Here is a 22,565-nt window from a genome sequence, read left to right as displayed (position 1 = left end):
GGGCCGAGGAGGAAAGTATGTCCCAGAACGCCACGAGCCAGCCCATCGAAAAAGAGAACAACCTGGGCCAGAGCATTCTGCTCTTCGTGTTCAGCATGGTCCTGTTCCTCGGCGCGATCTATTCGCTGTCCTTCCTGACGCTGAGCAACCCGTGGCCCATGGCCGTGTGCCTCGGCCTGTTTGCGCTCGCATTCTGGATTCCACAGACCATCCTCGGCCGCTCCAACTCGGCAGGCGAAAGCTAAGAAACCAACTGCAAAAGCTGTGGCCCCGGACTTTGGTCCGGGGCCACAGCTATTTAAGTGTGACTCCACTACTTTTGACCTCCTTTCAACGCGAACGACGGCGGCGCGCCCCGAAAAAGGGCGTGTCGCCGTCGTTCCCACCAAAGAAGGTCGGAAATGGTGGTCGAGCCGGTTCGCAAACCAAGTAGTACCACTCGTTTTGACATGGGAAAGACAGGTAACACCACTCGTTGTTAGTTAAACACCCTCCATGCCAGCATTTGGTCATCGAATGAATGGGCAGTCAAAGCAGGATTGGTAATTTGCGAATTCCTTGCCGCTGTTCGCCTGTTCCGGGGAATAACAATTAACAAGGAGTCTCATCATGCGTAAATTGAGCAAAAAAGGAAAGATCTACGCGGCAGCAGCATCAATTGCCCTCGTAGCAGCAAGCGGCGGCGCAGCCTTCGCATACTGGACGAACACCGGTAGCGGTGTCGCCTCGGGCGCAACCGGCACAAATGCGCCGATCACGGTCGTCCAGACCAGCGCCGTCGGCGATCTGAAGCCGGGCGGCGCGCCTCAGGCCTTGAGCGGCAACTTCAACAACGGCAACACCAGCCCGGTTTATGTTGCCAGCGTGACGGCAAGCATCGCTAGCGTCACCCAGGCCGCCGGTGCAGTCGGGGCCTGCGACTCGAGCGACTTCACCCTCGTCTCACCGACGGTGGCCGTCGGCCACGAAGTGGCCAGCGGTATGGGTGTGGGCAGCTGGGGCGGTGCGACGATCGCGTTCAACGACAAGGCCGGCGCCAACCAGGACGGCTGCAAGGGCGCCACGGTCAACCTCACCTACACCAGCAACTAGTCAAGGGCTGGTGGGCCCGCAACGGCCCACCAGCTTGTGCTGTCCTAACAGAACCACGCAGAACAAACCCAGAGGAGGAACCGGTGCCACGCAATCCGGAGCTATTCCGCTCGCCGATCCGCACCGTTCGCACGGGAGCCAAGATGCTCCTGGCAGGCCTCCTTTTGGTGACCTTTACGTCAGGCGTCGTGCTCGCCGCCAATAGCAACGGAAATGGAACCAGCGCCCAAAACCCCGAAAAAGGCATCACCTTACAACTTGCACCTACCAGCAGGTCCGTGACACAGGGGACCTCGGCAAGCTACAACGTCGTGGTCCAGCCCACAGGCGGGTTTACTGGCAACGTCTCACTGTCAATCTCGGGGCTGCCGGCAGGCGCCATAGCAGCTTTTTCTCCCGCCGTCGTAGCCGTCGGGCCAGGATCGGCGTCGGCGGACCTCAACGTGTCCACGACGTCCGCCACGCCCTTGGGAACCTACTCCCTGAGCCTCAAGGGCAGCAGCGGAGCGGTACAGTCAGCCGTCGTCGTCGTTTCCTTGACGGTGACCGCCGGCCAGCATCAGCCGTTCACCATCTCAGGCGGTCCCGCCGAACTCCTGACGCCAGGCTCGGCCGTGTCGATTGATCTTCAGTTGGCAAACCCTAGTAATTCCAGCCTCAACGTCACCGGGCTTACTGTATCCATCACTGGAGTCACCAGAACCGCAGAGGCTGTGGCGAATAACCGGCCATGCAATCCTTCGGACTATGCGGTCACACAATTCAGCGGCAGTTATCCGATCTCTGCCCCGCCAGGCAATTCCTCGCTCTCTAAGAGCGGCATCCTGGCGGCTCGGTGGCCACAGATAAGAATGCTGGACACCTCGCTCAACCAGGACGGCTGCAAAGGCGCAACCATCCAGCTTTCCTACTCCGGAACGGGACAGGGCAACTGAAATGCGGGCAACTGACATGAAAGCGAACAGGTGGATGAAGACCGGCTCCTTGGCCGCGGCCAAGGCGGCTGTGACGGCTGCCTTGCTGAGCCTGGTGCTGGGAGTCGGATCGGCCTACGCCTATTGGTCCACCATTGGGATCGGCAGTGGCTCGGCCGCCAACGGCACCATGCAGACGGTGACCGTGGACGCTTTGGTGGCCGGTGACAGTCCCGCAACCACCCTCGTCCCTGGAGGTAGCGCGGAGGTCATCGTGCGGGCGAACAATCCAAATGCCTTCACTGTGCAGGTGTACAGCTTCATCGCCAACGGAGCCGCTACCGCGGATTCATCCCACCCGCTGTGCACTACCACGGGCGTGACGTTCAACGCCCCGGCCGCGCCACTCACTCCAACGGTGTCCATCCCGGCAAACTCCTCCGTTCTGATCACCCTGCCCGCAGCTGCGTCAATGTCGACGGCTTCGCAATCCAGCTGCCAGGGCGCCGTATTCCACCTTCCAGTGACGATGGCGGTCCGCAAATGAACAAGCCCAAGCACTCTGCAGGCCGCGGATACAGGCACGCACTCCACCGTCGCGTGACGTGGACGCTCCTGGCAGTGCTCTTCATCTCCTGGGGCGGCCCGGCAGCCAACGCCTTCTGGCAATCGCTGAGCAGCAGCAATTTCGGTGCAGCCAAAGCAGACACCATGCCGCAAGGCGGCGCACCGGCAGGCTCATTGAGCGGCACCAATGTCACGGTCAGCTGGGCTGCCGCCACCACAGCGAGCGGACACGCAGTGGCGGGCTACACCGTGGCCCGCTACTCGGCTCCTTCCGGCGGTACCAAGGTCGCCGCTGGAGGAGGCTGCACGGGGACGGTATCCGGCTTGGGCTGCATCGAGCAAAGCGTCCCCGACGGAACCTGGTATTACACCATCACGCCGATAATCTCACTCTGGACGGGTGCCGAAAGCGCGCGGAGCGCGGGCATATCCATCGATACGACTCCGCCAACCGTCAGCGTTGCGTCAATATCTCCGACGCCGAACGCGGCGGGTTTCAACAACACCAGCCCGGTGACCGTGAACCTCAGCGCCGTCGACAACCCGGGCGGCTCCGGCGTCGCGACCATCAAGTACACGATCGACGGCGGCAGCACGGTGACCGTCAACGCGGCCACAGCGGCAGTGAATGTCAGCGGCGAGGGCACCCACAGCGTCTCCTACTTCGCCTCGGACGCCGCAGGGAACACCAGCACTCCGAAGACCCAAACGGTCAAGATCGATACCATCGCGCCGGATCGCCCCTCGATCTCTGCACCGGCATGGGTGAACAACGCCAACAAGAGCAACGTTCTCGTGACTGGCACGGCGGAGGCAGGGGCCTCAGTAACCCTCACGGTCACAGACTCCGGCGGTACAAACTCGACCAGCCAGACCGTCACGGCCAACGGATCCGGTGCTTGGAGCACTAGCGGCCTAAGCCTCGCAAATCTGAATGACGGAACCATCTCGTACAGCGCCGTGGCCAAGGATGCTGCTGGCAACACGAGCCAGCCAACCACGGTTGCCTTGTCCAAGGACACTTTGGCTCCAACGGTTTCATCCATAACGATGGCCAATGGCAAATCGTCGGGCGTAGCCGATAAGGGAGACACGCTCACCATCGTCTTTTCCTCGGATATGGACGCACACACCCTGTGCAGTGCCTGGGATTCAACGTCAGCCACCCACTCCGCCACGGGCACCGTCAGCATCAGCGCCGCCAATGACACACTGACACTGACCAGCGGCGGAAGCTGCTTGGTTCCTGCTTTCGGAAGTGTGCTTCTCAACGGGGACTACAACTCGAACGCCAGCCAGGCCCGGACGTTCTCAGCCCCGATCACCTGGACCCAATCCACCGGGACACTCGTGATCACGCTCAACGACAACGGCACAAACGGAAGCAAGGGTAGCGGCGTCCCCTCGAGCCTGCCTGTTTACACCCCACCGGCAGACGCCGCGGATATCGCGGGCAATCCCCTGACAGGTACCTTCACCGCCGGGATCGCCTCCGGATTCTAGGGATCCACTGTCAACCGGCCAGGCCCAGCAAGAGGGCCTGGACGGCTGGCCACTGGCTTCGGATCAGCGTCCAGGCCGCCAAGCCAAGCCCAACCATGGCATAGCCGCCCACCGGAATCAGGACAAGCCATTCCCGACGCGAACCGGCTTTGCCGAGAAGAGGGATGGAGAATGCGCCGTTGGCCCGCCAGATTCCGCTGACGAAGGGCAGTTTGCGCCAGAATTTCGGCGGCTTGATGACGATGGGCCACAGCAGCGGTACTCCCCCGGTGGTGATCATGTCACCCACAATGTGGACAACTACGCCGGCCAGCATGGAGAGGGGCAACCAGCTCCACTGGTGCGGCGCGAACCACGTCACCAGTGCGGCCATGGCAAGGGCGAAGACCCAATTGACGAGCCAGCCGGAATTCGGGAACAGCTTGAGGGCCTTGGCGGCCAGGTTGATCATGAACATGCACAAGAGTCCGGCACCCACGGACAGACGGCCCACCGGAGTATCCAGCTGGAACTGGGCAGCCATGGCCGCGAGCACCACAAAAGCCGAGGCGCCAAGCAATGAATGGGTTCCCTGCCGGTGGCCCCCGCTGGCCTTCTCGATCCCGACGGCGATCACGTTGGACAGCGGCGGGAGCGAGTGGGCGATGGTGCTTGAGCGGTGGTCCCAGTCGCACACCAAAGCAGTTCCCGCCGTCGTCATCGCTCCGATGAGGACCCCAGTAGCGTCCAGCGGGTACCAGCCCAAGGCGTACGGGCCGGTTGAAGCAATAGCTATCCACGCCGCGGCCCCGGACGCGGCGTGGTGTCCTCCCATCATCGGTTCAGCCTGCGGTCTGCGAAGCGCTGGTTGTCGGCGAAGCCGAGAAGAAGATAGCTTCGATCACGGTGTTGGCCCACTCCAGGATTTCGGCGTCCTGCAGGTCGCGGCCGCCGATCCTCGCCGTCTTGGGCTTGGGAATCAGCACGGAGTCGAGGGCTGGTTTGACCTGCGAGCCCGGGTACATGCGGTTCAATCGCATGACCTTGGACTCGGGCAACTGTGCGGGAGAGAAGCGGATGAAATTGCCTTGGAGCGCGACGTCGGACAGCCCGGATTCGCGGGCACCTACCCGGAAGCGGGCGACGGCGATCAGGTTCTTCGCGGGCAGCGGTGGCTCACCGTAACGGTCCACGAGTTCGGCCAGCACCTCGTCGATGGCCTCGTTCGTGATGGCGGCGGCCAGCTTCCGGTAGGCCTCAAGCCGCAGGCGTTCGCCTGGCACGTAATCGTGCGGCAAGTGGGCATTGACAGGAAGCTCGATCTTCATCTCGGCCGCCTTCTCTTCGGCCTCGCCACGGTATTCGGCCACTGCTTCACCCACCAAGCGGATGTAGAGATCGAAGCCGACCCCTTGGATGTGCCCGGACTGTTCCCCGCCCAGCAAGTTGCCGGCACCGCGGATTTCAAGGTCCTTCATGGCCAACTGCATGCCGGCCCCGAGCTCGTTGTGGGCCGCGACGGCTTTCAGCCGTTCAAGGGCCACCTCGCCCAATGGCTTCTCCGAGGGATACAGGAAGTAGGCATAGGCCCGTTCGCGTCCACGGCCTACGCGGCCGCGCAACTGGTGGAGCTGCGAGAGGCCGTACTTGTCCGCGCCGTCCACAATCAGGGTGTTCGCATTGGAAATATCCAGGCCGGTCTCAATGATGGTGGTGCAGACCAGGACGTCAAAGCGCTTCTCCCAGAAGTCCACGATGATCTTTTCCAGGCGGCTCTCGGACATTTGCCCGTGCGCCACTTCAACCCGTGCTTCTGGAACGAGTTCCCGGATCTGGGCGGCGATGCGCTCAATCGAGGACACGCGGTTGTGGACGAAAAAGACCTGACCCTCGCGCATCAGTTCACGCCGGATCGCTGCGGAGGTCTGCTTGTTGGTGAACGGGCCGACATACGTCAGCACCGGGTGCCGCTCCTCCGGGGGCGTGGCCAGGGTGGACGTTTCGCGGATACCCGTAAGGGACATTTCCAAGGTACGCGGGATGGGAGTGGCGCTCATGGCGAGGACGTCCACGTTGGTGCGCATCTTCTTGAGGGCTTCCTTGTGCTCCACGCCGAAGCGCTGCTCCTCATCCACGATCACCAAGCCAAGATCCTTGAACTCGAAGTCCTTGGACAGCAGTCGGTGGGTGCCAATGACCACATCCACGGATCCGTTCTTGACGCCCTCCATGGTCTCCTTGGATTCCTTTGCGCCCTGGAAACGGGACAGCGGCTTGACGCGCAGGGGGAAGCCGGAGAAGCGCTCGGTGAACGTTTCATAGTGCTGCTGGGCGAGCAACGTGGTGGGAACAAGGACCGCAACCTGCTTGCCGTCCTGGACGGCCTTGAAAGCGGCACGGACGGCGATCTCGGTCTTCCCGTAGCCGACGTCGCCCGAGACCAGCCGGTCCATGGGGATCTCGCGTTCCATGTCGGCCTTGACCTCGTTGATGGTGGTCAGCTGGTCCGGCGTCTCGACGTACGGGAAGGCTTCCTCAAGCTCCCGCTGCCACGGCGTGTCCGGCGCGAAGGCGTGCCCGCGCGAGGCCATGCGTGCCGAGTACAGCCGAATGAGCTCGCCCGCGATTTCCTTGACAGCTTTACGCGCTTTGGACTTGGTGCTCGCCCAGTCCGCCCCGCCCATCTTGCTCAACGACGGGGTATCGCCCCCGACATAGCGGGTCACTTGGTCCAGCTGGTCCGTGGGCACGAAAAGCCGGTCGCCGGGGGCACCTCGCTTGGATGCCGCGTACTCTAGCACGAGGTACTCGCGAAGACCGGCGTCTCCCCCGGAAGGACCAGCAGAGGAGCCCGCGACCTTGCGCTGGATCAGCTCCACGAACTTCCCGATCCCGTGCTGTTCGTGGACCACGAAGTCACCGGCGTGCAGCTGGAGGGGGTCGACGGCGTTGCGCCGCTTGGAGGGCATGCGTCGCATGTCCTTCGTGGATCCGGCGGACGTGCGACCCAGGAGGTCCGCTTCCGTGAGCAGCCCCAGTTTGAGGCCGTCCAGGACAAAACCGCGTCCGACGGCGGCAGTGGTCACCTCGATGATGCCGGCCTGCGGTTCGTGGGCCAGGGATTCGACACGGGAGCACGGGATATCGGCATCATGGAACAACTCGGCGAGACGCTGGGCCGGACCGGGTCCGTCCGTGGCCACCACGATCCGCCATTGGTCACGCACGTGGGAACCGATGAATTCGAGCATCTCCGCGACATCGCCCTGGTAGCCGCGCGGTTCACGGGCGTGCAGGTTCAGGACGTCGATATCGAGGACAAGTTCTTCGTCGGTCGCCAAGGAGGTGATGGACCACCAGGAGACGCCGTGGGCCAGCGCCGCGCTGCGCGTATCAGTCAGGGATTGGAAGCTTGCCTCGTGGAGGCTGGCGGCCGCATGCGAGGCCAGATCAAGGGGCGCGGTCCCGCCGTCGGACGCTGTGGACCAAGCCGCCTCCAGGAACTCCTCATTGGTGGCCGCGAGGTCGTGCGCGCGGGTGCGGACCTTCTCCGGTTCGATGACCACACCGATGGAACCGGCCGGTAATTGGTCCACGAAAGGCACCATGGCGTCCACCAGGACCGGAGCCAGGGACTCCATGCCCTCGACGGCGATGCCGCCCGCGATCTTTTCCAACATGTCCGCGGCGGCTGGCATGTCGGCCTTGAGCTTGGCGGCCCGGGACATGACCGAGGGCGTGATGAGGATTTCCCGGCAAGGCGGGGCATGCAGTTCGGTGGGGTGATGCACGGCCGGACCGGAGAGCGACCGCTGGTCGGCCACCGCAAACCAGCGCATCTGGTCCACCTCGTCGCCGAAGAATTCCACCCTGATCGGGTGGTCCTCGGTGGGTGGGAAAACGTCTAAAATACCGCCCCTGACGGCGAATTCACCACGGTGGGTAACCATGTCCACGCGCGAATAGGCAGCGTCGGCAAGGCGGCGTACCACGTCGCTGAAGGGCATTTCCTGCCCCACCTTCAACGTCACCGGGACCAGTTCTCCAAGGCCGGCCACCACCGGCTGGACCACGGCGCGAACCGGTGCCACCACCACCCGCAGGGGACCCGCCGTCGAACTCTCCGGGTGGGCCAGGCGGCGGAGCACGGAGAGCCTGCGGCCCACCGTGTCCGAGCGTGGGGAGAGCCGTTCGTGCGGCAGCGTCTCCCAGCTGGGAAAGGCCGCCACGGAATCCGCGGGGAGGTAAGCCGCCAGCGCCTCGGTCAGGTCCTCCGCTTCGCGGCCCGTGGCCGTCACCGCCAACACCACCGCGCTGCCCTCAGGATCCCGGGAGGCCAGGCCGTCGGCCATTTCGGCGAGCAACGCCGCCCTCAAGCCTGCGGGGGCGCTGATCTGGTAGTCGCTGCTGCGTTCGCTGAACGCGCGTGCTGCCTCCGGCCTGACCCGCGCGAACGTCCGATCCTCGCCCAGGGCACGCCGCAAACCATCGAGACACGCACCGGTGCCTGTGCGGTCGATTCCGGAGTTGACCGCGGACGGCTGGCCTTTGGGGCTCATGGATGGCTCTCCTGGGGTGGGGAATGCAGCACGAAAACCCGAAATTCTCTCGAATCCCGGGGCGTTCCTAGCCTACCCCGCCCACCCCGTAGGATGTTTGGGAGCCGCAAGAGCTTTCAACCGAGATATTCCACGGAGGACCCCCATGGCCTTGAACGCATCCACCACCCTGCCCCACGGCGTCGCGCGCGTTGCAGCCACGTTCGTTGATGAAGCCTTCCTGCGTCACACCAGCGAGTACGTCGGCGGCACCTTGGAATCGTTCCAGATCGACGGCGACACCGCCGGCGCTTTCACCACCACCACGGTCCGGACCCTGCCCACCACGCGCCTGCCGGAAATCGCCCGGAAATTCGTGGGCGAGAATCTCACCGTCACGCAGACCGAAAAGTGGGAGGCCCCAACGGCCGACGGTTCCCGCACCAGCAACATTTCGCTGAAGATCTCCGGCGCCCCGCTGGATGTCACTGCAGTGCAGCGTCTCGTGGCCGAGGGCGGCAACACCCGCGTTGAGCTTGAGGGCAACGTCACGTCATCGGTTCCGTTCCTCGGTGGCAAGATCGCCGACGCGGCCGAGCCGATGGTGGGCAAGGCGCTCAACATCCAGGCACAGCAGGCCGAGGCCTGGCTCGAAAGCCACTAGCGTGCAGTTGGGACCGGTCCTCGCCACTGTGCTGATCGTCGCCGGCGCTTGGTCGCTCATCGTGTGGCCGCAGTTCCTGCGGCGCGTCATAGCGGACCCCCGTGCCCGCGACGCCAACGGGAAAGCCACCAAGTTCCTCACGGTCCACGTCGTCCTGGTCAGCATTTCCATGGTGTTTGGACTCGCGACGGCGGTCATCGGAGTAGCGGGCCTGCTCACGTAACGCTTCTTCCACACCCAGCTGACTCGCAGTCGGTGTCGTTCTGGACACTCATAGCGACGCCTACTGTTAGTTAGTTGGGTCCCTCGGCGGGGCAGCACTCCCTTCGGCTAAAGTGGAAGTCAGGTGCGCCGGGAAGTCTGGTCGGCAACAGTTTTGTCGACCCCAAGCTTCCCAACCTCCACAGGAGCCATCATGGCGAACAGCCCGCACCCGGCTGCCCCTTCCAAGGTTTTCAGCCGCTCGAGCTTCCCCGAGTACCAACGCATCCTGGCCATCCTTCGCACCGAAACCGTTGGCGGCGCACTTTTGCTCGCAACCACGGTTGCCGCCCTCGTCTGGGCAAATTCTCCCCTTGCCGACGGCTATTTCACTCTGCGCGACGTCAAGATCGGCTACGCCCCGTGGCACCTGGAATTGAGCCTGGGCCATTGGGCGTCCGATGGGCTCCTGGCCGTGTTCTTCTTCATCGCCGGGCTGGAGCTGAAGCGCGAATTCGTGGCCGGCGAATTGCGAAAGCCTGCAAAGGCGATCGTCCCGGTAGCGGCAGCCGTCGGCGGCGTGGCCCTGCCCGCGCTCATTTACGTTGCCCTCAACCTCGGTTCGGGCGCCGAAACCCTCAAGGGCTGGGCCATACCCACGGCCACGGACATCGCCTTCGCCTTGGCCGTCCTTGCCGTCATTAATACGCACCTGCCAGCGGCGTTGCGCACGTTCCTGCTGACGCTGGCCGTGGTGGATGACCTGATCGCCATCGGCATCATCGCGTTTTTCTATTCGAGTGGCCTTGAGCCGCTCCTGCTCCTGGCCGCCGCCGTGCCGCTGGCCCTCTTTACCTTTCTGGTCCAGAAGCGCGTCCGCAGCTGGTACCTCCTGCTCCCCCTTGCCGGGGCCACGTGGGCCTTCGTCCATGCTTCGGGCATCCACGCCACCGTGGCCGGGGTCCTGCTGGCCTTTGCCGTACCCGTTGTGACCTCGGGAAAGAAGGGCGAGCCTGCGGCCGGACTCGCTGAAAGTTTCGAACACCGGCTGCGTCCCTTGTCGGCAGGCTTTGCCGTGCCGGTGTTCGCCTTCTTCTCTGCTGGCGTGGCTTTGGGCGGCGCGGAAGGCCTGGGAACTGCCTTTCGGGATCCGGTGGCTGTAGGCATTGTGCTCGCCCTGGTGGTGGGCAAGACGGCGGGCGTGTTCGGCACCACGTTCCTCTTCACCAAGACCACTCGCGCACGGCTCGACGATGGCCTCACGTGGATCGACGTCGCCGGGCTCGCCATGCTCGCGGGCGTCGGCTTCACCGTTTCCCTCCTCATCGCCGAGCTCGGCTTCGGCTCCGGTTCCCCGCACGACGACCACGCGAAAGTGGCCATTCTGGCCGGTTCCCTCGCCGCGGCGGTGCTGGCCGCCGTCGTGCTCAAAGCCCGCAACGGGCACTACCGCCGCGTGGCGCGGGACGAGCAGAGGGACGACGACGGCGATGGCGTGCCGGACGTCTTTACCCGCGCCTGAGGCGCCCGGTCCACATACGAGTAGCCGACATTGCAAATCGAGTATTGCCGTTTGCAAGTGGGGTGGTTGGCACGCTATTTGAGCCCCATTGGCAGGAATACCTTGCTGCTATGGACGCGAATAGTATGGAACGAGTGTGGCATGGGGCCCACAGGAAGGCCCAAGCGAAGAACTGGTCGTTGTACTTCGTCTGGGCGGTTCTCGGTCTCATGTCGATTTCGGTGCTCATCGCAGCGGTACCCAAGTGATGCGATGGCGATGCCAACGGTACACAAAAGCTCGGACCGGCTTTCGCGGGTCCGAGCTTTTCTCTGGCTCTGCGTTCCCACGTCGTGCGGCGCGTTCCCACGTCGTGCGGCGCGTTCCCACGTCGTGCGGCCAAGCCCAGCCGTCATCGGCCCAGCTTGACTGAGTTCCAGCCTTTGCCTCAGCGGATCGCGCCCGTAAGGGCGGCAAGAATGGTTACCGCAACGAGGGCGAGCAACAATCCCACAACCACAATTTCCGCCCTGCGGACCCGATGCTGGCTCCGGCGCCATTCGCGCCTGCTCTCCAAGGTGACCATGGTTCGAGGCTAAGTCCGGCCTGCGAGTCCGCAATAGAGTGGACACTACTCGACGTCGGCCTGCCTCGCTAGAGAGCTTCGGACACCCCTTGATTGGCCTCGGCTTGGCGCAACGCGTCTTCCGCAGCCACCCATGCGAGCATGGCGCACTTTACCCGGGCCGGGTACTTGGCGACCCCGGCCAACGCGGCAGCATCCTGCAGCAGTTCCTCATCCGCTTCCAGTTTGCCGCGCGAGCGCATCAATTCGCGGAAATGGTCAATGGTCCGGCGGAGGGACGCCGGGGACATGCCTGGTGCCATTTCACTGAGTATGGACGCTGACGCCATCGAAATTGCACAGCCATCGCCATTCCAGTGAATTTCCGTGACGGCCTGTCCGTCTCCGGCGGTGCCGACACTGAGCCTCAGGGTGATTTCGTCCCCGCAGATGGGATTGAGCTGGTGACTCTGCCCTGTGCCGACCGAACCCGCGGTGCCGACCGAACCCCCTGTGCCGACCGAACCCCCTGTGCCGACCGAACCCCCTGTGCCGACCGAACCCCCTGTGCCGACCGAACCCGCTGCGGCGGCCGGCAGTTCAGCCAGGTCTCCCCCGCTGCGGATCTTGGAGTGCTCCAGGATCAGCTGTTGGTACAAGGAGTCCAGACCACTCATGACGTGGCCCCCGAAGCCGTTACTCCGAAATAGGGCCGGATCTTGGCAACCGCCTCAACCAGCAGGTCGACCTCCTCGGACGTCGTGTAGAGGTAGGTACTGGCCCTGGTGGAGGCAGTCAGGCCCAGCCTGCGGTGCAGGGGCTGCGCACAATGGTGGCCCACCCGGACAGCGATGCCCAGATCGTCGAGGTACTGCCCGACGTCGTGCGCGTGCACTCCGGCGACGTCGAACGCGGCAAGCCCGGTCCTTTCTTCTCCTGGCTCGGGACCCAACACTCGCACGCCTTGGATGGCGCTGAGGCCAGTGACAAGCCTTTGGCCAAGCTCCGCCTCACGAAGGGCCACCCGCTGCATCCCTGTCTCGCTGAGGTAATTCACCGCCGCAGCCAAGGCCACAGCCTGCGAAATAGGCTGCGTTCCAGCCTCGAAACGCTGGGGAGCGGGCAAATACCGGGCTTGCTCCATCGTCACCGTGGTGATCATGGAACCACCAGTCAGGAAAGGTGGCATCGCGTTAAGCAGTTCGCTCCGCCCGTAGACCGCGCCGATTCCCGTAGGTCCCAGCATTTTGTGGCCGGAAAATACGGCGAAGTCAACGTCCAGGGCCTTGAAGTCCAGGGGGAGGTGCGGCGCGGACTGGCAGGCGTCCAGGACCACCAAGGCACCTACTTCCCGGGCCATCTGGACCAGTACGTCCACCGGGTTGATGTTGCCGAGTACGTTGGACGTGTGGGTGAAGGCCAGGATCCTGGTTCGCGCGGTCATCAGGCGCGATGCTTCCTCGAGCCGCAGCGCACCGGCGTCGTCAAGGGGAATGTACTTGAGGGTGGCGCCGGTCCGCCGGCACAGTTCCTGCCAAGGGATCAGGTTGGCGTGGTGTTCCATTTCGGTGACAAGCACTTCGTCCCCACGCTTGAGGGCAAAGCGCTCGGCTTCCGCGCCTGCCTGGCCCACGCTGGCGTTCGAAAAAGAATAGGCCAAAAGGTTCAGGCCCGCAGTGGCGTTCGCGGTCCAGATCAGCTCATCATCCTGCACGCCCACGAAACGCGCCACGGTGGCCCGCGCGTCTTCGAAAGAGTCCGTGGCTTCTACAGCGAGGTGGTGGGCACCGCGATGGACCGCGGAGTTTCGTTGCTCATAGAATTCCTGCTCCGCCTCCAGCACACTCCGGGGGTTCTGCGAGGTGGCACCCGAGTCCAGATAGACCAGCGGCTTGCCATTGATCTCCTGCTCAAGAACGGGGAAATCATTGCGGATGCGACGGACTTCATCGTCATCGAGTGCGGAAACCTGGGCATCTCCCCACGCGGGGGTGGAAACCATCGTCAAAACCGGTGCTCCTTGATAGGAATACGTGGCAATCGCCAGCGGCTGACCGCCAGGAGTGGCGGCGTCACCTAGTAATTGTCCCACCATTTGGCTTCGCTGCCTCATCCGCGGAGCTACGCAGCCTACTCCTCCGGCTTCGCCAACTCGTCCCAGAGTTCAGAGAGCTTCTGCCGCCGCGAAACTCCGAGCTTCCCGTAAACCCGCTGAAGGTGCGCGTTGACAGTGTTCACTGCGATACCCAATCGAGCGGCTACTTCCGCGCTGCTCAGCCCGGAGGCCACCAAGGCAGTCACCTCGCGTTCACGCTGGGAAAGCTTGACGACGCCGGGAAGGATGGAGGACCCGGCCTCCGGGCCCTCCGCGTCGGGTTCGTCATAGGCAAACACCTCCTCGTGGTCGAAAGCCCGGTCTTGTTGGGGCTCACCCGTGATTGCTTCTTGTGTTCCCAGCCCTGGTCTTTGTCCCATTTCTTGTCCTGCTTCCTGTCCCGACGGCACTCCAGACTCGACACTCCACACAACTTCGGACACCCCTGGCCCCACCTGCCGGTAGCCACGGCTGCCGGTACGTGCGGCCAGGCCCAGGTTCAGCATTTCGAGGGCCCGGTGTCCCTTCTTGGCAGCCGAACCCGCAAGTTGCAAGAGCTTCCTGTGTGAATGTTCCGCACCAACCAGCACTGACCGTGCCGCGGATGAATAGCTTTCGGCGAGCTGCGACGCAAGATAGTTTCCTGAACTTCGGCGCGAATCGTAGGCCGCCAGGGCGCGACGTACCTGGTTGACATCGCCCAGCAACCACGCGGCCGCGGCAAGTCCCCCGAGGGCCGGTGGCAGAAGCCCATCGGGGTCGGCTTCGTCCAGCCGGGCCTTGGCCTGGCGGAACTGTTCACAAGCCAATTCCAGGCTCCCCTGCCTGGCAAACACCAGTGCCCTGTAGAGGTGGGCCGCCCCACCGAAATAGCTCATCCGGTTGCTGTAGCTGGAACTGCCGGCGCAGAACATTTCGGCACCACCCCATTGTCCGCGCCAGATCAAATTCGATCCGTGGATGGTCAGCACAGTGGACAGGAAGTCCACCGGGCACCGTGGCAGCCTCCCCAAACTTTCGAGGGCCGACGTCGAGAGTGCGACGGCGTCCGAGAACCGCCCGCTGACAGCCAGCCCTTGGGAGACGAGCGCCATCAAAAGCACGGCGGCCTGGGTAGGCGGTGGCGGCTCGCGCTCGGAACGCAGCCCAGGGTCGAGCAATTGGCTGCGGCAAAGCCTTTGGAACAGCTCACCACTGGCTGAAGGCCAGCTACCGTTCTGCGCATCGAGGTACAGCTGGAGGACATCCAGTTCGTCCCGGACGGCCGCCTGGTCAAGATAGGCCGGCTCGTCCGGCTGGACTGCTGCGGCGGCAGCCTCCAACCGCCGTCGGGCATCCTGTAGGACCGCCTGCAGCACCTTTGCCCCCGGAGAAGTCGGCAAAAGGGCATGCAACAGCAGCCACACGGCCTGGGCGAAGTCCATTGTCAAGACGTCAGGGGTATTGGCAACCAGACCCTTCAGGACTGTGACAGCCCCGGGGAAATCCCTTGTTTGATAGAGGGCCCTTGCCAGCTCCAGCCCGGCAACCAGTCCGAGTTCCGGCGCTCGCACCGCATCCGCGGACCGCCGGGCCCGCCGGTTATCGTGAATGTCGTTCGCCGCAATGGCCACGGCCAGCAGATCAGCGTCTGGCACCGGCAAACCGCTTTCCTGTTCGAAGTCCACCCGACGGAACAGCGTCCAGAGCGAGTCATCAGCAGCCGGGGCGGAGATCTCGTAGATGCTTCGCCGAAACGCCAGGATCCGGGCAGGTCCCAGCTGCTGCCGGGCAAGCCTCCCTTCGATGCCGTGACTGAGGGAAGCCGTTTCCCGGGTGTCCTTCTGGACACGGATGGTTCCGTCGCCCCGGAGCGCTTCGATAGCCCGCTTTTGGACAAGCTGTTCAAGGATGGCCATTGGTATCGGCTCCCCCGCTGCCAGGAGGTCCACCACCTGACGCTGCGGCACGGAGTAACCCTCAAGCCGGTGCCGGGTCAATTCGAGGGCTTGCGAACCGTCCAGTCGGATCGGTCCGGACAGCATCCAGGAATCAGCCTGTTCCACGATCTCTCCGCGCGCTGCGGCTTCGTCCAACAGCAACTTCGCGGTCTGCAAGTTCCCCCCGGTGAGGGCATGGATGTCCCGGACCAGGCTGCGCGCGGCGTGCCCGCCGAGACGGTCATCGAGGAATTCGCGAAGCTGCTCCGGCGTGAGGTCGTCGAGGGTCACCACCGAAAGCTGGCGTGAAACGACGGACTCCATCAATTCCATCCTCAACGGCCGGTCTGAGCGGTGGGTGGCAATCATGCGGATGTCCGGTTCAACAAGGAGCTGGCTTAAGAGCCAAAGGGACATGTCGTCCAGGAAATCGATGTTGTCCAGGACGAGCAAGGCCGGGGATCCGGCTGCCGAAGCGGCGCGCACTGCCTTGCGGCAAGCCGCCACAATGGAACCGGGCCACACTTTGGAGCGGGCCGGCAGCTCGGGAACAAGTGCCATGGCGATTCCAAACGGGATCTCCGCGAATGACTCGGAGACGTTGTGGGCAATCACGCTGAACGACCCGCGCAGCACTGAAGCCGCGGCGTCCAAGAGAGTAGTCATTCCCGAACCACTCGGGCCTGAGATGACTATCCCGGCTGGCTCCGGCCCTGACAGGGCAATAACAATCTCTTGAAGCTCTGCTGCCCGAATGATCGGGGGCGAGGTCTGGGTCCCTTCAGTATCGTCCATGGTCCTGTCTCATCTTTGGGCCGCCGGACACGTGTTCCTGACGGCCGCGGCACGGACCGGTGTCATTTCCAAACGTTACCCGCGGGTTTCTGTCCTGGATTGAGTGGTAACTACTTGGTTTTCCAGGGCTACTTGCACGAAATCCTCGAGCTTCCACGCGGCCTTTGGAGGGAGTTCCTGCCTCGACTCCTGACCAAATGTGTGGCCGCTGTTACCGTCCTGTGATCTGACTGTGTAAGCTGGTCTCGCAAGAGCAAGTTCAGGCTGGCTACTTCTGGGGAGTCGGAGCGCAGCCTATTTCGAAACAGCTCTGTCGTGGCACACCCCTTGGCCGTGTACGACCCTGCGGCCTTTTTGCCTGCAGATCGCCTTACCCGATTGCCTCGGTCTCATATGTCCATGTCCCCAACAGATATGTCACCCATAATATGAAACACCTGTTCACAGCACTCATCGCCGTGTTGCTCCTGGCCTTCGGCGGCCTGGCAACCATTTCAGCCGTCCAATCCTCACACAACACCTCTTCCTGGAGCGGCGACCGCGCGTCCAAGACGCCTTCCGCTTCCTCCACCCCCAAGCGAACATCGACTCCGACGCCGACGCCGACGCCGAGCAACGTTCCGGCCGCGACGCCGTCGAGCCAGCCCGCCGCGGCCACGCCGTCTTCGGCAGCAACAGCCGCCAGTGCACCCGTTGCGGCGCCTGCCCCCCTCCCAGCGACGGGCGGTACCTACCCGCTGCACACCAACATCGTGAGCACCAGCTTCTGGGTTGGGGAAATCTTCAACGCGAGCCTCTCGGATGGCTCCCAGGTCTGCTCCACGTTCAACGGCCAGTGGGCCCTCCAGCACACCGGCGTCAACCTCGGAACCACCCCCATGAGCGCGAGCGGCTGCCCCGGCAGCCCCTACGGCGGTTGCGACGGTGTCAGCTCCGGCACAGGCACGAGTTTCAAGTGCGTCACTGAAAAGCGCGTGGCCAGCAATGGATACTTCCCGTTGCACCAGCCCAAGCCTTTGCAGAACCCGTTCTACCTGGACCTGCCTTACGACGACGTCAACGACAGCGTGGCCTTCGCTGAGCGCTGCAAGGTTATTCCGTGGGCTGCCGCAGACAACGCCGCAACCGGCGTCAACCACTGCGCGGACTCGAACTACAGCTACATGAAGAACGCCTGGGTCCAGATCACCGGCCCCAATGGCAGCGTCTGCTACGGACAAGTTGAAGATGCGGGCCCCTCCAGCGGTTCCCTCTACCATGACTCCGCCTACGTGTTCGGCGCGAACAACGCCCGTCCCGCCAACAAGCAGTTCTCCGGCGACCCGAGCCAAGGCGCCGGCATGGACGTGTCCCCGGCACTGAACGGCTGCCTCGGCTTCGCTGAGTTGGACGGGGACAACGACCATGTTTCCTGGCGTTTCGTGGACCGCGCCAGCGTGCCCGCCGGCCCGTGGCTGACTGTTGTCACCACTGCGGGAGTCACCAACTAATCCCCACCGCCGCCCTCGCCTCGCAAGTCCCCGCCGGCCAGGGAACCCTGGAAGCGGGCGGACGCCCGTGTCCCAGCCGTCATGGCTGCGTGGCACGGGCGTTCGCGTGTCCGGGACCTGTCACCTCGGCTGTCCGTTGTCCTAGCCGACCCGTGCCGCCGGCGATCCGGCCACACCCATTTCCTGGGACTGGCGTTGAATCCTTCGGACCGGGCTGACCCAGACTCCGGACGAAATCGCCGAGTACGCCCTGGGCAACACCTGGAGGCAAATGATTGCATCCAGGATCCGCATCAACGGAAACAAGGGAGCCATCAGCAGGAGGCGCGGACTGCGCATCGAAACGGCGGCAAGGATTGTCAGTAAGAAATCCGGCAGGAAAACCCCGATGAGAACGTCCTGAGGCCGCAGGACACCGGAGAGGAACACAAGAACTTCCGATCGATTGCCAAAGATCCATACTTCAACGGCAGCTATGGACGATAGCAGGAAGGCTGGCACCAGGAGCACGAAGAAGATGCAGCTGGCCACGAGCTCAACGATGTATAGCCCCAGGACGAACCAGAACCTGCCGAATTGCAGTCCGTGCCGTCTGACCGTCTGCCAGAAGCCAAGGATCCACCGCCGCACTTGTTTGACGTAGTCCTTGAGATTGTCTGGATCCTGTGTGTACGCAACGGCGGCGGACGGATGGAATGCAATCCGTCCCAGTTTCTTCGCATGGATCTCAAACGTCATGTTGAAGTCTTCGATCACCAGTCCCGGCGCCAGGACCTCTATCTCGGCGAGCGCGCTGGTCCGGTACATGCTGGCGAATCCCGGAACGATCGAAACAACATTGGCGCCTCGAGCTGCTTGGCCGTATTTGAGCAGCAGTTGGACCACGATGTACAAGCGCTCCCGGTACGCCACCAGGAAGCGGCCAATCGCCGTCGGAGATGGCGGATTCATGATTGACTTGGCGCGTCCCGCGACAGCGACCACCGTGGGATCGGCAAACAGCGGCAGTCCCGTTTCGAGGTAGTCCGGGGTTGGGCGGGTGTCCGCGTCCAGAAGCATGACCACTTTGAACCGCTTGCACAGATCAAAATGGGCGATCCCCGCCGCGAGCGCGCCTGCCTTGCCCCGATTCGGTTCAAGCTCGAGGACCTTGACTCCTGCGGCCCGCGCAATAGCCGCGGTGTCGTCCGTGGACATGTCTGAGACGATGTGGATGTTGCGCCGGGGAACCAACGCTGACGCGGCAAGGATTGTCTCTTTGATGACGAGCGCCTCATTGTGGGCGGCTATGAGGACTGCGACATTCGACGGGTAGATTCGGATTCCCTTTGAACGATGACGGGCCCGTTGGCGCTGCGGGGCCGGCATCCCTCCGCCCCGCAGCAACGAAATCCACCCACGGATCCGGTTGGACCATACCTGGGCCCGCCACGACTGCTCACTCGCCAAGCGGAAGAGCCCGGCAACGGACCAGAAAATCGTGCTGATCCCCAGAACCAAAACGATTGAAAGAACTATCACGGCGACGGAGCTCCAACTGTGTCGTACATTTCGTAATCGTCGGTAGCAAGCTGGCCATCGCTGAAGAGGTTGAGTCCAAAGCTGATGGCTTCCGCTCCGGACGGAACGGGCGGCGTTTCCCAGATTGCCTGTTCGTAGCTGGTGTTTGGCGCAAACCAGGGGCTGGCTGTCCAGTAGGTCCACGTGCCCAGCTTGTTACGGTAATACAGTTCAAATTGCGTCTTCGCAGTGGACTGATACCACGCACGGAGTGAATAGCTGTGGCCCGCGGTGACACTCGGCGCGCATGCCCCTAGATCGAGGACGGGAAGCAATTTGGCGTCGCCGGACGAGTATTCGGTCACGTCCAGCCGACGCGCTATCGCACCGCTGTGTCCCGGGTTCAAGGTGCTCAGCACCACTGCATTCTTGCCGTAGGACGAAACCTGCCAGCATTGCGGCAAACCGTACTTTCCAGCGATTTCCAGCCCCGGGTTGCGAAGCGCGTTCTTGCCCTGTGCAGCCGGCGCCGCCACCGGGCCGTTCACCACCGGTTTCGCCACTCCGCCGATCACGTCATGAACCGTGCGTACAGCCATGGTCCCTTGTTGGGTCCTCGCTGCCAGCCAGGTGGCGAACTGTTCGAACAACGCGGGACTGACGGAGCGAGGACTGCCGCTGTTGTCGATGTCGTAGAAAGTCAGCTGCAACCATCCCCCCGCCTGTTCAGCTTGCACCACCGTTGCCTGGAGGTTGGCCAACGTCCAGCCGCTGCCGACCTCGGACGTTGCCCTCGTCCGGAACAAGTTGGCGGGGCGGACCGTTTCTGCCTGGGCGCAGGTGGCGCAGTCCAAGGGGCTGTGTATCTCACCGAGACCCCGGGCACTGTTGTAGCCGCACCCAGCAACGAGCTCCTCCGACTTCGCCGTTGAAGCCGCAAACGGATAGGCAAAGGAGGTGACCTTAAAGCCCCAGTCCGTGAGGTTCGCCCGATCGTCGCATATCTGGCGTGAAGCTTCATCTGGTTCCACCGCGGTCACATCGGCAAGGGTGACTGTATGGCCTCCGATTTCATTTTGGTCAGTCGCCAAACTGTGGAGATTCTCCACCGTCATGTAATCGGGTGCGCCGACAAATCCTGAGTCGATGAAGAAGGTGCCCCGAAGTCCATGGTCCTTCAGGATCCGGGCCGCCTCCATCTGGCTTGACCGGCCTGAATCAAACGTCAGGCTGACAGAAGACAGCGGGGCGGCAGAAGCCGTGGCGGCAGGCTGGGAGCCGGCCGGAGTCTGGTTTCCGTTGAGCAGCGACGTTGCGCCCGTCAACAGGAGCAACACCGAGACCCAAGAGGCGGCCCACAGGCCTGCCCGTTTCCTGGACGTGTGGACCGGGCCGGACGCGAAGTCCTTCTTCCCGGAGCTCATCGCAGAGCCTCAGTGCGCAGGCTCCCGAAGGGGCCGGTGGCGACTGGGGGAAGCCTCGGTCTCAAAGGCTTATTCACCACCGGCCCCCGTTCAGGGGCCCCCTCTATGAGGGCGTGCTGCCACGGGGCAGCACTGTCAATTGGCGATGGGTCATTGGGAGCGAACATGCCGGAACTCCCCAGAACGGGCTCGAACCCGAGCCACACGCTTTCTCGGATGATTCCGCTGGGTTCTGATGCCGCTCGGACCAGAGCATCCTTTTCCATTGTGAGACCTGTCTTCCCCCGTTGCCCTCAACCAACTGACACGTTCAGCCTAGGGAGTCGGGAGACCACGGACACGAGTAGGCTCTACCCGTCTTTACACTCAACCTTTGGGCTCCGAACAACGCGACTACTCGTGCGCCACGTACCGAATCAGCCGGAGCAAACGCCAAGACGAAAGCACGGGCGAATCCGATCTGTTCGTGGTCAAATGGTGCATCAAGGCAGTGGGGATTTCTGAGCGGGTATCAAAGGATGGCGGAAGAGAGTGTCCAAGAAACCGGGAAGCGGCACTTCCGTTGCAGCTGAGGCAGGCAACGCACGGGACGCCCGTGGCTCGTCGGACCAACCCCGCAGACGCCGCCGGCTGTCAACCGTTGCCCGTGCCTACATTGCCGCATCCTTGGTTGTAGCAGGGGCAGGGGGCTTTTTCGTGTGGCGCGTCGCCACCGACGCAAACGGCGCGTTCCAACAGCCATGGTTTTCCGGCTATGTTGATGTCACGGTGGTCCCGCAGTATCCCTTCGATACACCCCAGAGCGAGGCGACCAAGAATGTCATGCTGGCATTCGTGGTTGCAGACGCTGGTCAAGCCTGCACACCCAGCTGGGGCAGCACCTACAGCCTCGACGCCGCGAAGACTTCGCTCAAGCTCGAGGAACGCATCGCCAAGCTACGGTCAAACGGCGGCGCGATCGCTGTGTCCTTCGGTGGTTCGGTGAACAGCGAGCTCGCCAGCTCCTGCCAGAACGTCGCAGACCTGGAAGGGGCCTATCGGGCCGTCCTGGAACGCTACAATCCGGCGACCATCGACTTTGATATCGAAGGCAACAATCTGGCCGACGGCGCCGCCTGGCAGCGCCGCGCCGCGGTTGTCGCCGCGCTTCAGAAGGAGCGAAGCAATGAGGGACACGCTCTCTCTGTCTGGCTGACTCTCCCCGTCACGCCCCAAGGATTGACCGACGCCGGAACGTCCGCCGTCGATCAAATGCTCGCCGCCGGCGTCCAGCTGGCTGGTGTCAACATCATGACGATGAACTACGGCTCAAGCCGGAGTGCGTCGCAGAGCATGCTCGATGCCAGCACGTCAGCGGCCCAGGCCACCCACGAGCAGCTCAGCATCATCTATCAGCGTGCAGGAATGACACTCAACAGCGATCAGATCTGGAGGAAGATGGGGTTAACCCCCATGATCGGCCGGAACGACCTCCCGGGCGAAGTGTTTGAATTGGATGCAGCGCGCGGGTTGAACGCTTTTGCCCTCAGCAAGGGAGCGGCACGGGTGTCCATGTGGTCCCTGAACCGGGACACGTCCTGCCCACAAGACGCCGGGGAAGGGCCGGCCAGCCACATTTGCAGCGGCATCAACCAAGGAAACCAACGCTTCTCTGATTTGTTGGGCGCAGGACTCAAAGGCAAACTGCACTGACCCAGCCCCTCAACAAAGGTCACGCATGGCCGGGATGTTCCGTTCAGGCCCGTCCTTTAGCTTCGGCCGGGCGGGCAAGATGCCGGCCGTTACCGCGCCGAAACAACCTCTTAAGCCATTCCATTG

Annotated in this window: 19 protein-coding genes; 11 read left to right on the top strand and 8 right to left on the bottom strand. The window is 63.2% G+C overall.

From position 1 onward, the window contains the following. Positions 1-17 precede the first annotated feature (17 nt). From AC1DLO_RS13940 to AC1DLO_RS13920, 5 genes are all read left to right on the top strand, one after another. Positions 18-245, top strand: coding sequence for a hypothetical protein (locus AC1DLO_RS13940; protein WP_476890344.1), 228 nt, complete (start codon positions 18-20; stop codon positions 243-245). Positions 246-609: 364 nt separating this feature from the next. Next, positions 610-1,092: a hypothetical protein gene (locus tag AC1DLO_RS13935; protein WP_476890343.1), complete on the top strand. Its 483-nt coding sequence runs from the start codon at positions 610-612 to the stop codon at positions 1,090-1,092. Between the two features lie 83 nt (positions 1,093-1,175). Beyond that, positions 1,176-2,027 (top strand): COG1470 family protein, encoded by an 852-nt coding sequence (locus AC1DLO_RS13930; protein ID WP_476890342.1) that lies wholly within the window; start codon positions 1,176-1,178, stop codon positions 2,025-2,027. Positions 2,028-2,043: 16 nt separating this feature from the next. Further along, positions 2,044-2,553 carry a hypothetical protein gene (locus AC1DLO_RS13925; RefSeq protein WP_476890341.1) on the top strand — a complete coding sequence of 170 codons (510 nt, stop codon included), beginning with the start codon at positions 2,044-2,046 and terminating at the stop codon, positions 2,551-2,553. Beyond that, positions 2,550-4,076: an OmpL47-type beta-barrel domain-containing protein gene (locus tag AC1DLO_RS13920; protein ID WP_476890340.1), complete on the top strand. Its 1,527-nt coding sequence runs from the start codon at positions 2,550-2,552 to the stop codon at positions 4,074-4,076. The genes AC1DLO_RS13925 and AC1DLO_RS13920 overlap by 4 nt, the downstream gene beginning before the upstream one ends. Before the next feature lie 10 nt (positions 4,077-4,086). Here AC1DLO_RS13920 and AC1DLO_RS13915 read toward each other — a convergent pair whose 3' ends face one another. Beyond that, positions 4,087-4,893, bottom strand: coding sequence for a metal-dependent hydrolase (locus AC1DLO_RS13915; RefSeq protein WP_476890339.1), 807 nt, complete (start codon positions 4,891-4,893; stop codon positions 4,087-4,089). 4 nt (positions 4,894-4,897) lie between these two features. Continuing rightward, entirely contained in the window at positions 4,898-8,614 is a 3,717-nt protein-coding gene (mfd, locus tag AC1DLO_RS13910) for a transcription-repair coupling factor (RefSeq protein ID WP_476890338.1), read from the bottom strand. A 145-nt stretch (positions 8,615-8,759) separates the two neighbouring features. Here mfd and AC1DLO_RS13905 point away from each other — a divergent pair, with 145 nt between their 5' ends. The 4 genes from AC1DLO_RS13905 (at position 8,760) to AC1DLO_RS13890 (ending at position 11,228) form a co-directional block, all read left to right on the top strand. After that, positions 8,760-9,257 (top strand): DUF2505 domain-containing protein, encoded by a 498-nt coding sequence (locus tag AC1DLO_RS13905; RefSeq protein ID WP_476890337.1) that lies wholly within the window; start codon positions 8,760-8,762, stop codon positions 9,255-9,257. A 1-nt stretch (position 9,258) separates the two neighbouring features. Further along, positions 9,259-9,480, top strand: a complete 222-nt coding sequence (locus tag AC1DLO_RS13900; protein ID WP_476890336.1) for an SCO4848 family membrane protein — start codon at positions 9,259-9,261, stop codon at positions 9,478-9,480. Between the two features lie 192 nt (positions 9,481-9,672). Continuing rightward, positions 9,673-10,980: a Na+/H+ antiporter NhaA gene (nhaA, locus tag AC1DLO_RS13895; RefSeq protein WP_476890335.1), complete on the top strand. Its 1,308-nt coding sequence runs from the start codon at positions 9,673-9,675 to the stop codon at positions 10,978-10,980. A 110-nt stretch (positions 10,981-11,090) separates the two neighbouring features. Next, positions 11,091-11,228 carry a hypothetical protein gene (locus tag AC1DLO_RS13890; RefSeq protein WP_184736290.1) on the top strand — a complete coding sequence of 46 codons (138 nt, stop codon included), beginning with the start codon at positions 11,091-11,093 and terminating at the stop codon, positions 11,226-11,228. Between the two features lie 179 nt (positions 11,229-11,407). On the opposite strand, the gene AC1DLO_RS13885 is transcribed toward AC1DLO_RS13890, so the two are convergent. From AC1DLO_RS13885 to AC1DLO_RS13870, 4 genes are all read right to left on the bottom strand, one after another. After that, positions 11,408-11,545: a hypothetical protein gene (locus AC1DLO_RS13885; RefSeq protein ID WP_476890334.1), complete on the bottom strand. Its 138-nt coding sequence runs from the start codon at positions 11,543-11,545 to the stop codon at positions 11,408-11,410. 68 nt (positions 11,546-11,613) lie between these two features. Further along, a complete protein-coding gene (sufU, locus tag AC1DLO_RS13880) occupies positions 11,614-12,201 on the bottom strand; it encodes a Fe-S cluster assembly sulfur transfer protein SufU (protein WP_476890333.1) in 588 nt (195 codons plus the stop codon). Then, complete coding sequence (locus tag AC1DLO_RS13875; protein ID WP_184736296.1) at positions 12,198-13,532, bottom strand: cysteine desulfurase; 1,335 nt, start codon at positions 13,530-13,532, stop codon at positions 12,198-12,200. The genes sufU and AC1DLO_RS13875 overlap by 4 nt, the downstream gene beginning before the upstream one ends. Before the next feature lie 122 nt (positions 13,533-13,654). Then, positions 13,655-16,333: a LuxR C-terminal-related transcriptional regulator gene (locus tag AC1DLO_RS13870; protein ID WP_476890332.1), complete on the bottom strand. Its 2,679-nt coding sequence runs from the start codon at positions 16,331-16,333 to the stop codon at positions 13,655-13,657. Between the two features lie 428 nt (positions 16,334-16,761). Here AC1DLO_RS13870 and AC1DLO_RS13865 point away from each other — a divergent pair, with 428 nt between their 5' ends. Continuing rightward, complete coding sequence (locus tag AC1DLO_RS13865) at positions 16,762-17,823, top strand: hypothetical protein (protein ID WP_476890331.1); 1,062 nt, start codon at positions 16,762-16,764, stop codon at positions 17,821-17,823. 141 nt (positions 17,824-17,964) lie between these two features. On the opposite strand, the gene AC1DLO_RS13860 is transcribed toward AC1DLO_RS13865, so the two are convergent. Then, positions 17,965-19,344 (bottom strand): glycosyltransferase family 2 protein, encoded by a 1,380-nt coding sequence (locus AC1DLO_RS13860; protein WP_476890330.1) that lies wholly within the window; start codon positions 19,342-19,344, stop codon positions 17,965-17,967. Beyond that, positions 19,341-20,747 carry a polysaccharide deacetylase family protein gene (locus AC1DLO_RS13855; RefSeq protein WP_476890329.1) on the bottom strand — a complete coding sequence of 469 codons (1,407 nt, stop codon included), beginning with the start codon at positions 20,745-20,747 and terminating at the stop codon, positions 19,341-19,343. The genes AC1DLO_RS13860 and AC1DLO_RS13855 overlap by 4 nt, the downstream gene beginning before the upstream one ends. 531 nt (positions 20,748-21,278) lie before the next feature. Between AC1DLO_RS13855 and AC1DLO_RS13850 the strand changes: the two genes are divergently transcribed. After that, entirely contained in the window at positions 21,279-22,439 is a 1,161-nt protein-coding gene (locus AC1DLO_RS13850) for a chitinase (protein WP_476890328.1), read from the top strand. Positions 22,440-22,565 lie beyond the last annotated feature (126 nt).

The organism is Arthrobacter sp. 01T419 (assembly GCF_056398865.1).
The sequence above is the reverse complement of the archived record's forward strand: the minus strand, read 5'-3'. Positions and strand labels throughout refer to the sequence as shown.

Excerpts from the sequence above, each read along its gene's own strand:
- AC1DLO_RS13940 (WP_476890344.1), top strand. The coding sequence starts at position 18 with ATGTCCCAGAACGCCACGAGCCAGCCCATCGAAAAAGAGAACAACCTG.
- AC1DLO_RS13935 (WP_476890343.1), top strand. The coding sequence starts at position 610 with ATGCGTAAATTGAGCAAAAAAGGAAAGATCTACGCGGCAGCAGCATCA.
- AC1DLO_RS13925 (WP_476890341.1), top strand. The coding sequence starts at position 2,044 with ATGAAAGCGAACAGGTGGATGAAGACCGGCTCCTTGGCCGCGGCCAAG.
- AC1DLO_RS13920 (WP_476890340.1), top strand. The coding sequence starts at position 2,550 with ATGAACAAGCCCAAGCACTCTGCAGGCCGCGGATACAGGCACGCACTC.
- AC1DLO_RS13915 (WP_476890339.1), bottom strand. The coding sequence starts at position 4,893 with ATGATGGGAGGACACCACGCCGCGTCCGGGGCCGCGGCGTGGATAGCT.
- mfd (WP_476890338.1), bottom strand. The coding sequence starts at position 8,614 with ATGAGCCCCAAAGGCCAGCCGTCCGCGGTCAACTCCGGAATCGACCGC.
- AC1DLO_RS13905 (WP_476890337.1), top strand. The coding sequence starts at position 8,760 with ATGGCCTTGAACGCATCCACCACCCTGCCCCACGGCGTCGCGCGCGTT.
- nhaA (WP_476890335.1), top strand. The coding sequence starts at position 9,673 with ATGGCGAACAGCCCGCACCCGGCTGCCCCTTCCAAGGTTTTCAGCCGC.
- AC1DLO_RS13890 (WP_184736290.1), top strand. The coding sequence starts at position 11,091 with ATGGACGCGAATAGTATGGAACGAGTGTGGCATGGGGCCCACAGGAAG.
- AC1DLO_RS13885 (WP_476890334.1), bottom strand. The coding sequence starts at position 11,545 with ATGGTCACCTTGGAGAGCAGGCGCGAATGGCGCCGGAGCCAGCATCGG.
- sufU (WP_476890333.1), bottom strand. The coding sequence starts at position 12,201 with ATGAGTGGTCTGGACTCCTTGTACCAACAGCTGATCCTGGAGCACTCC.
- AC1DLO_RS13870 (WP_476890332.1), bottom strand. The coding sequence starts at position 16,333 with ATGGACGATACTGAAGGGACCCAGACCTCGCCCCCGATCATTCGGGCA.
- AC1DLO_RS13865 (WP_476890331.1), top strand. The coding sequence starts at position 16,762 with ATGAAACACCTGTTCACAGCACTCATCGCCGTGTTGCTCCTGGCCTTC.
- AC1DLO_RS13855 (WP_476890329.1), bottom strand. The coding sequence starts at position 20,747 with ATGAGCTCCGGGAAGAAGGACTTCGCGTCCGGCCCGGTCCACACGTCC.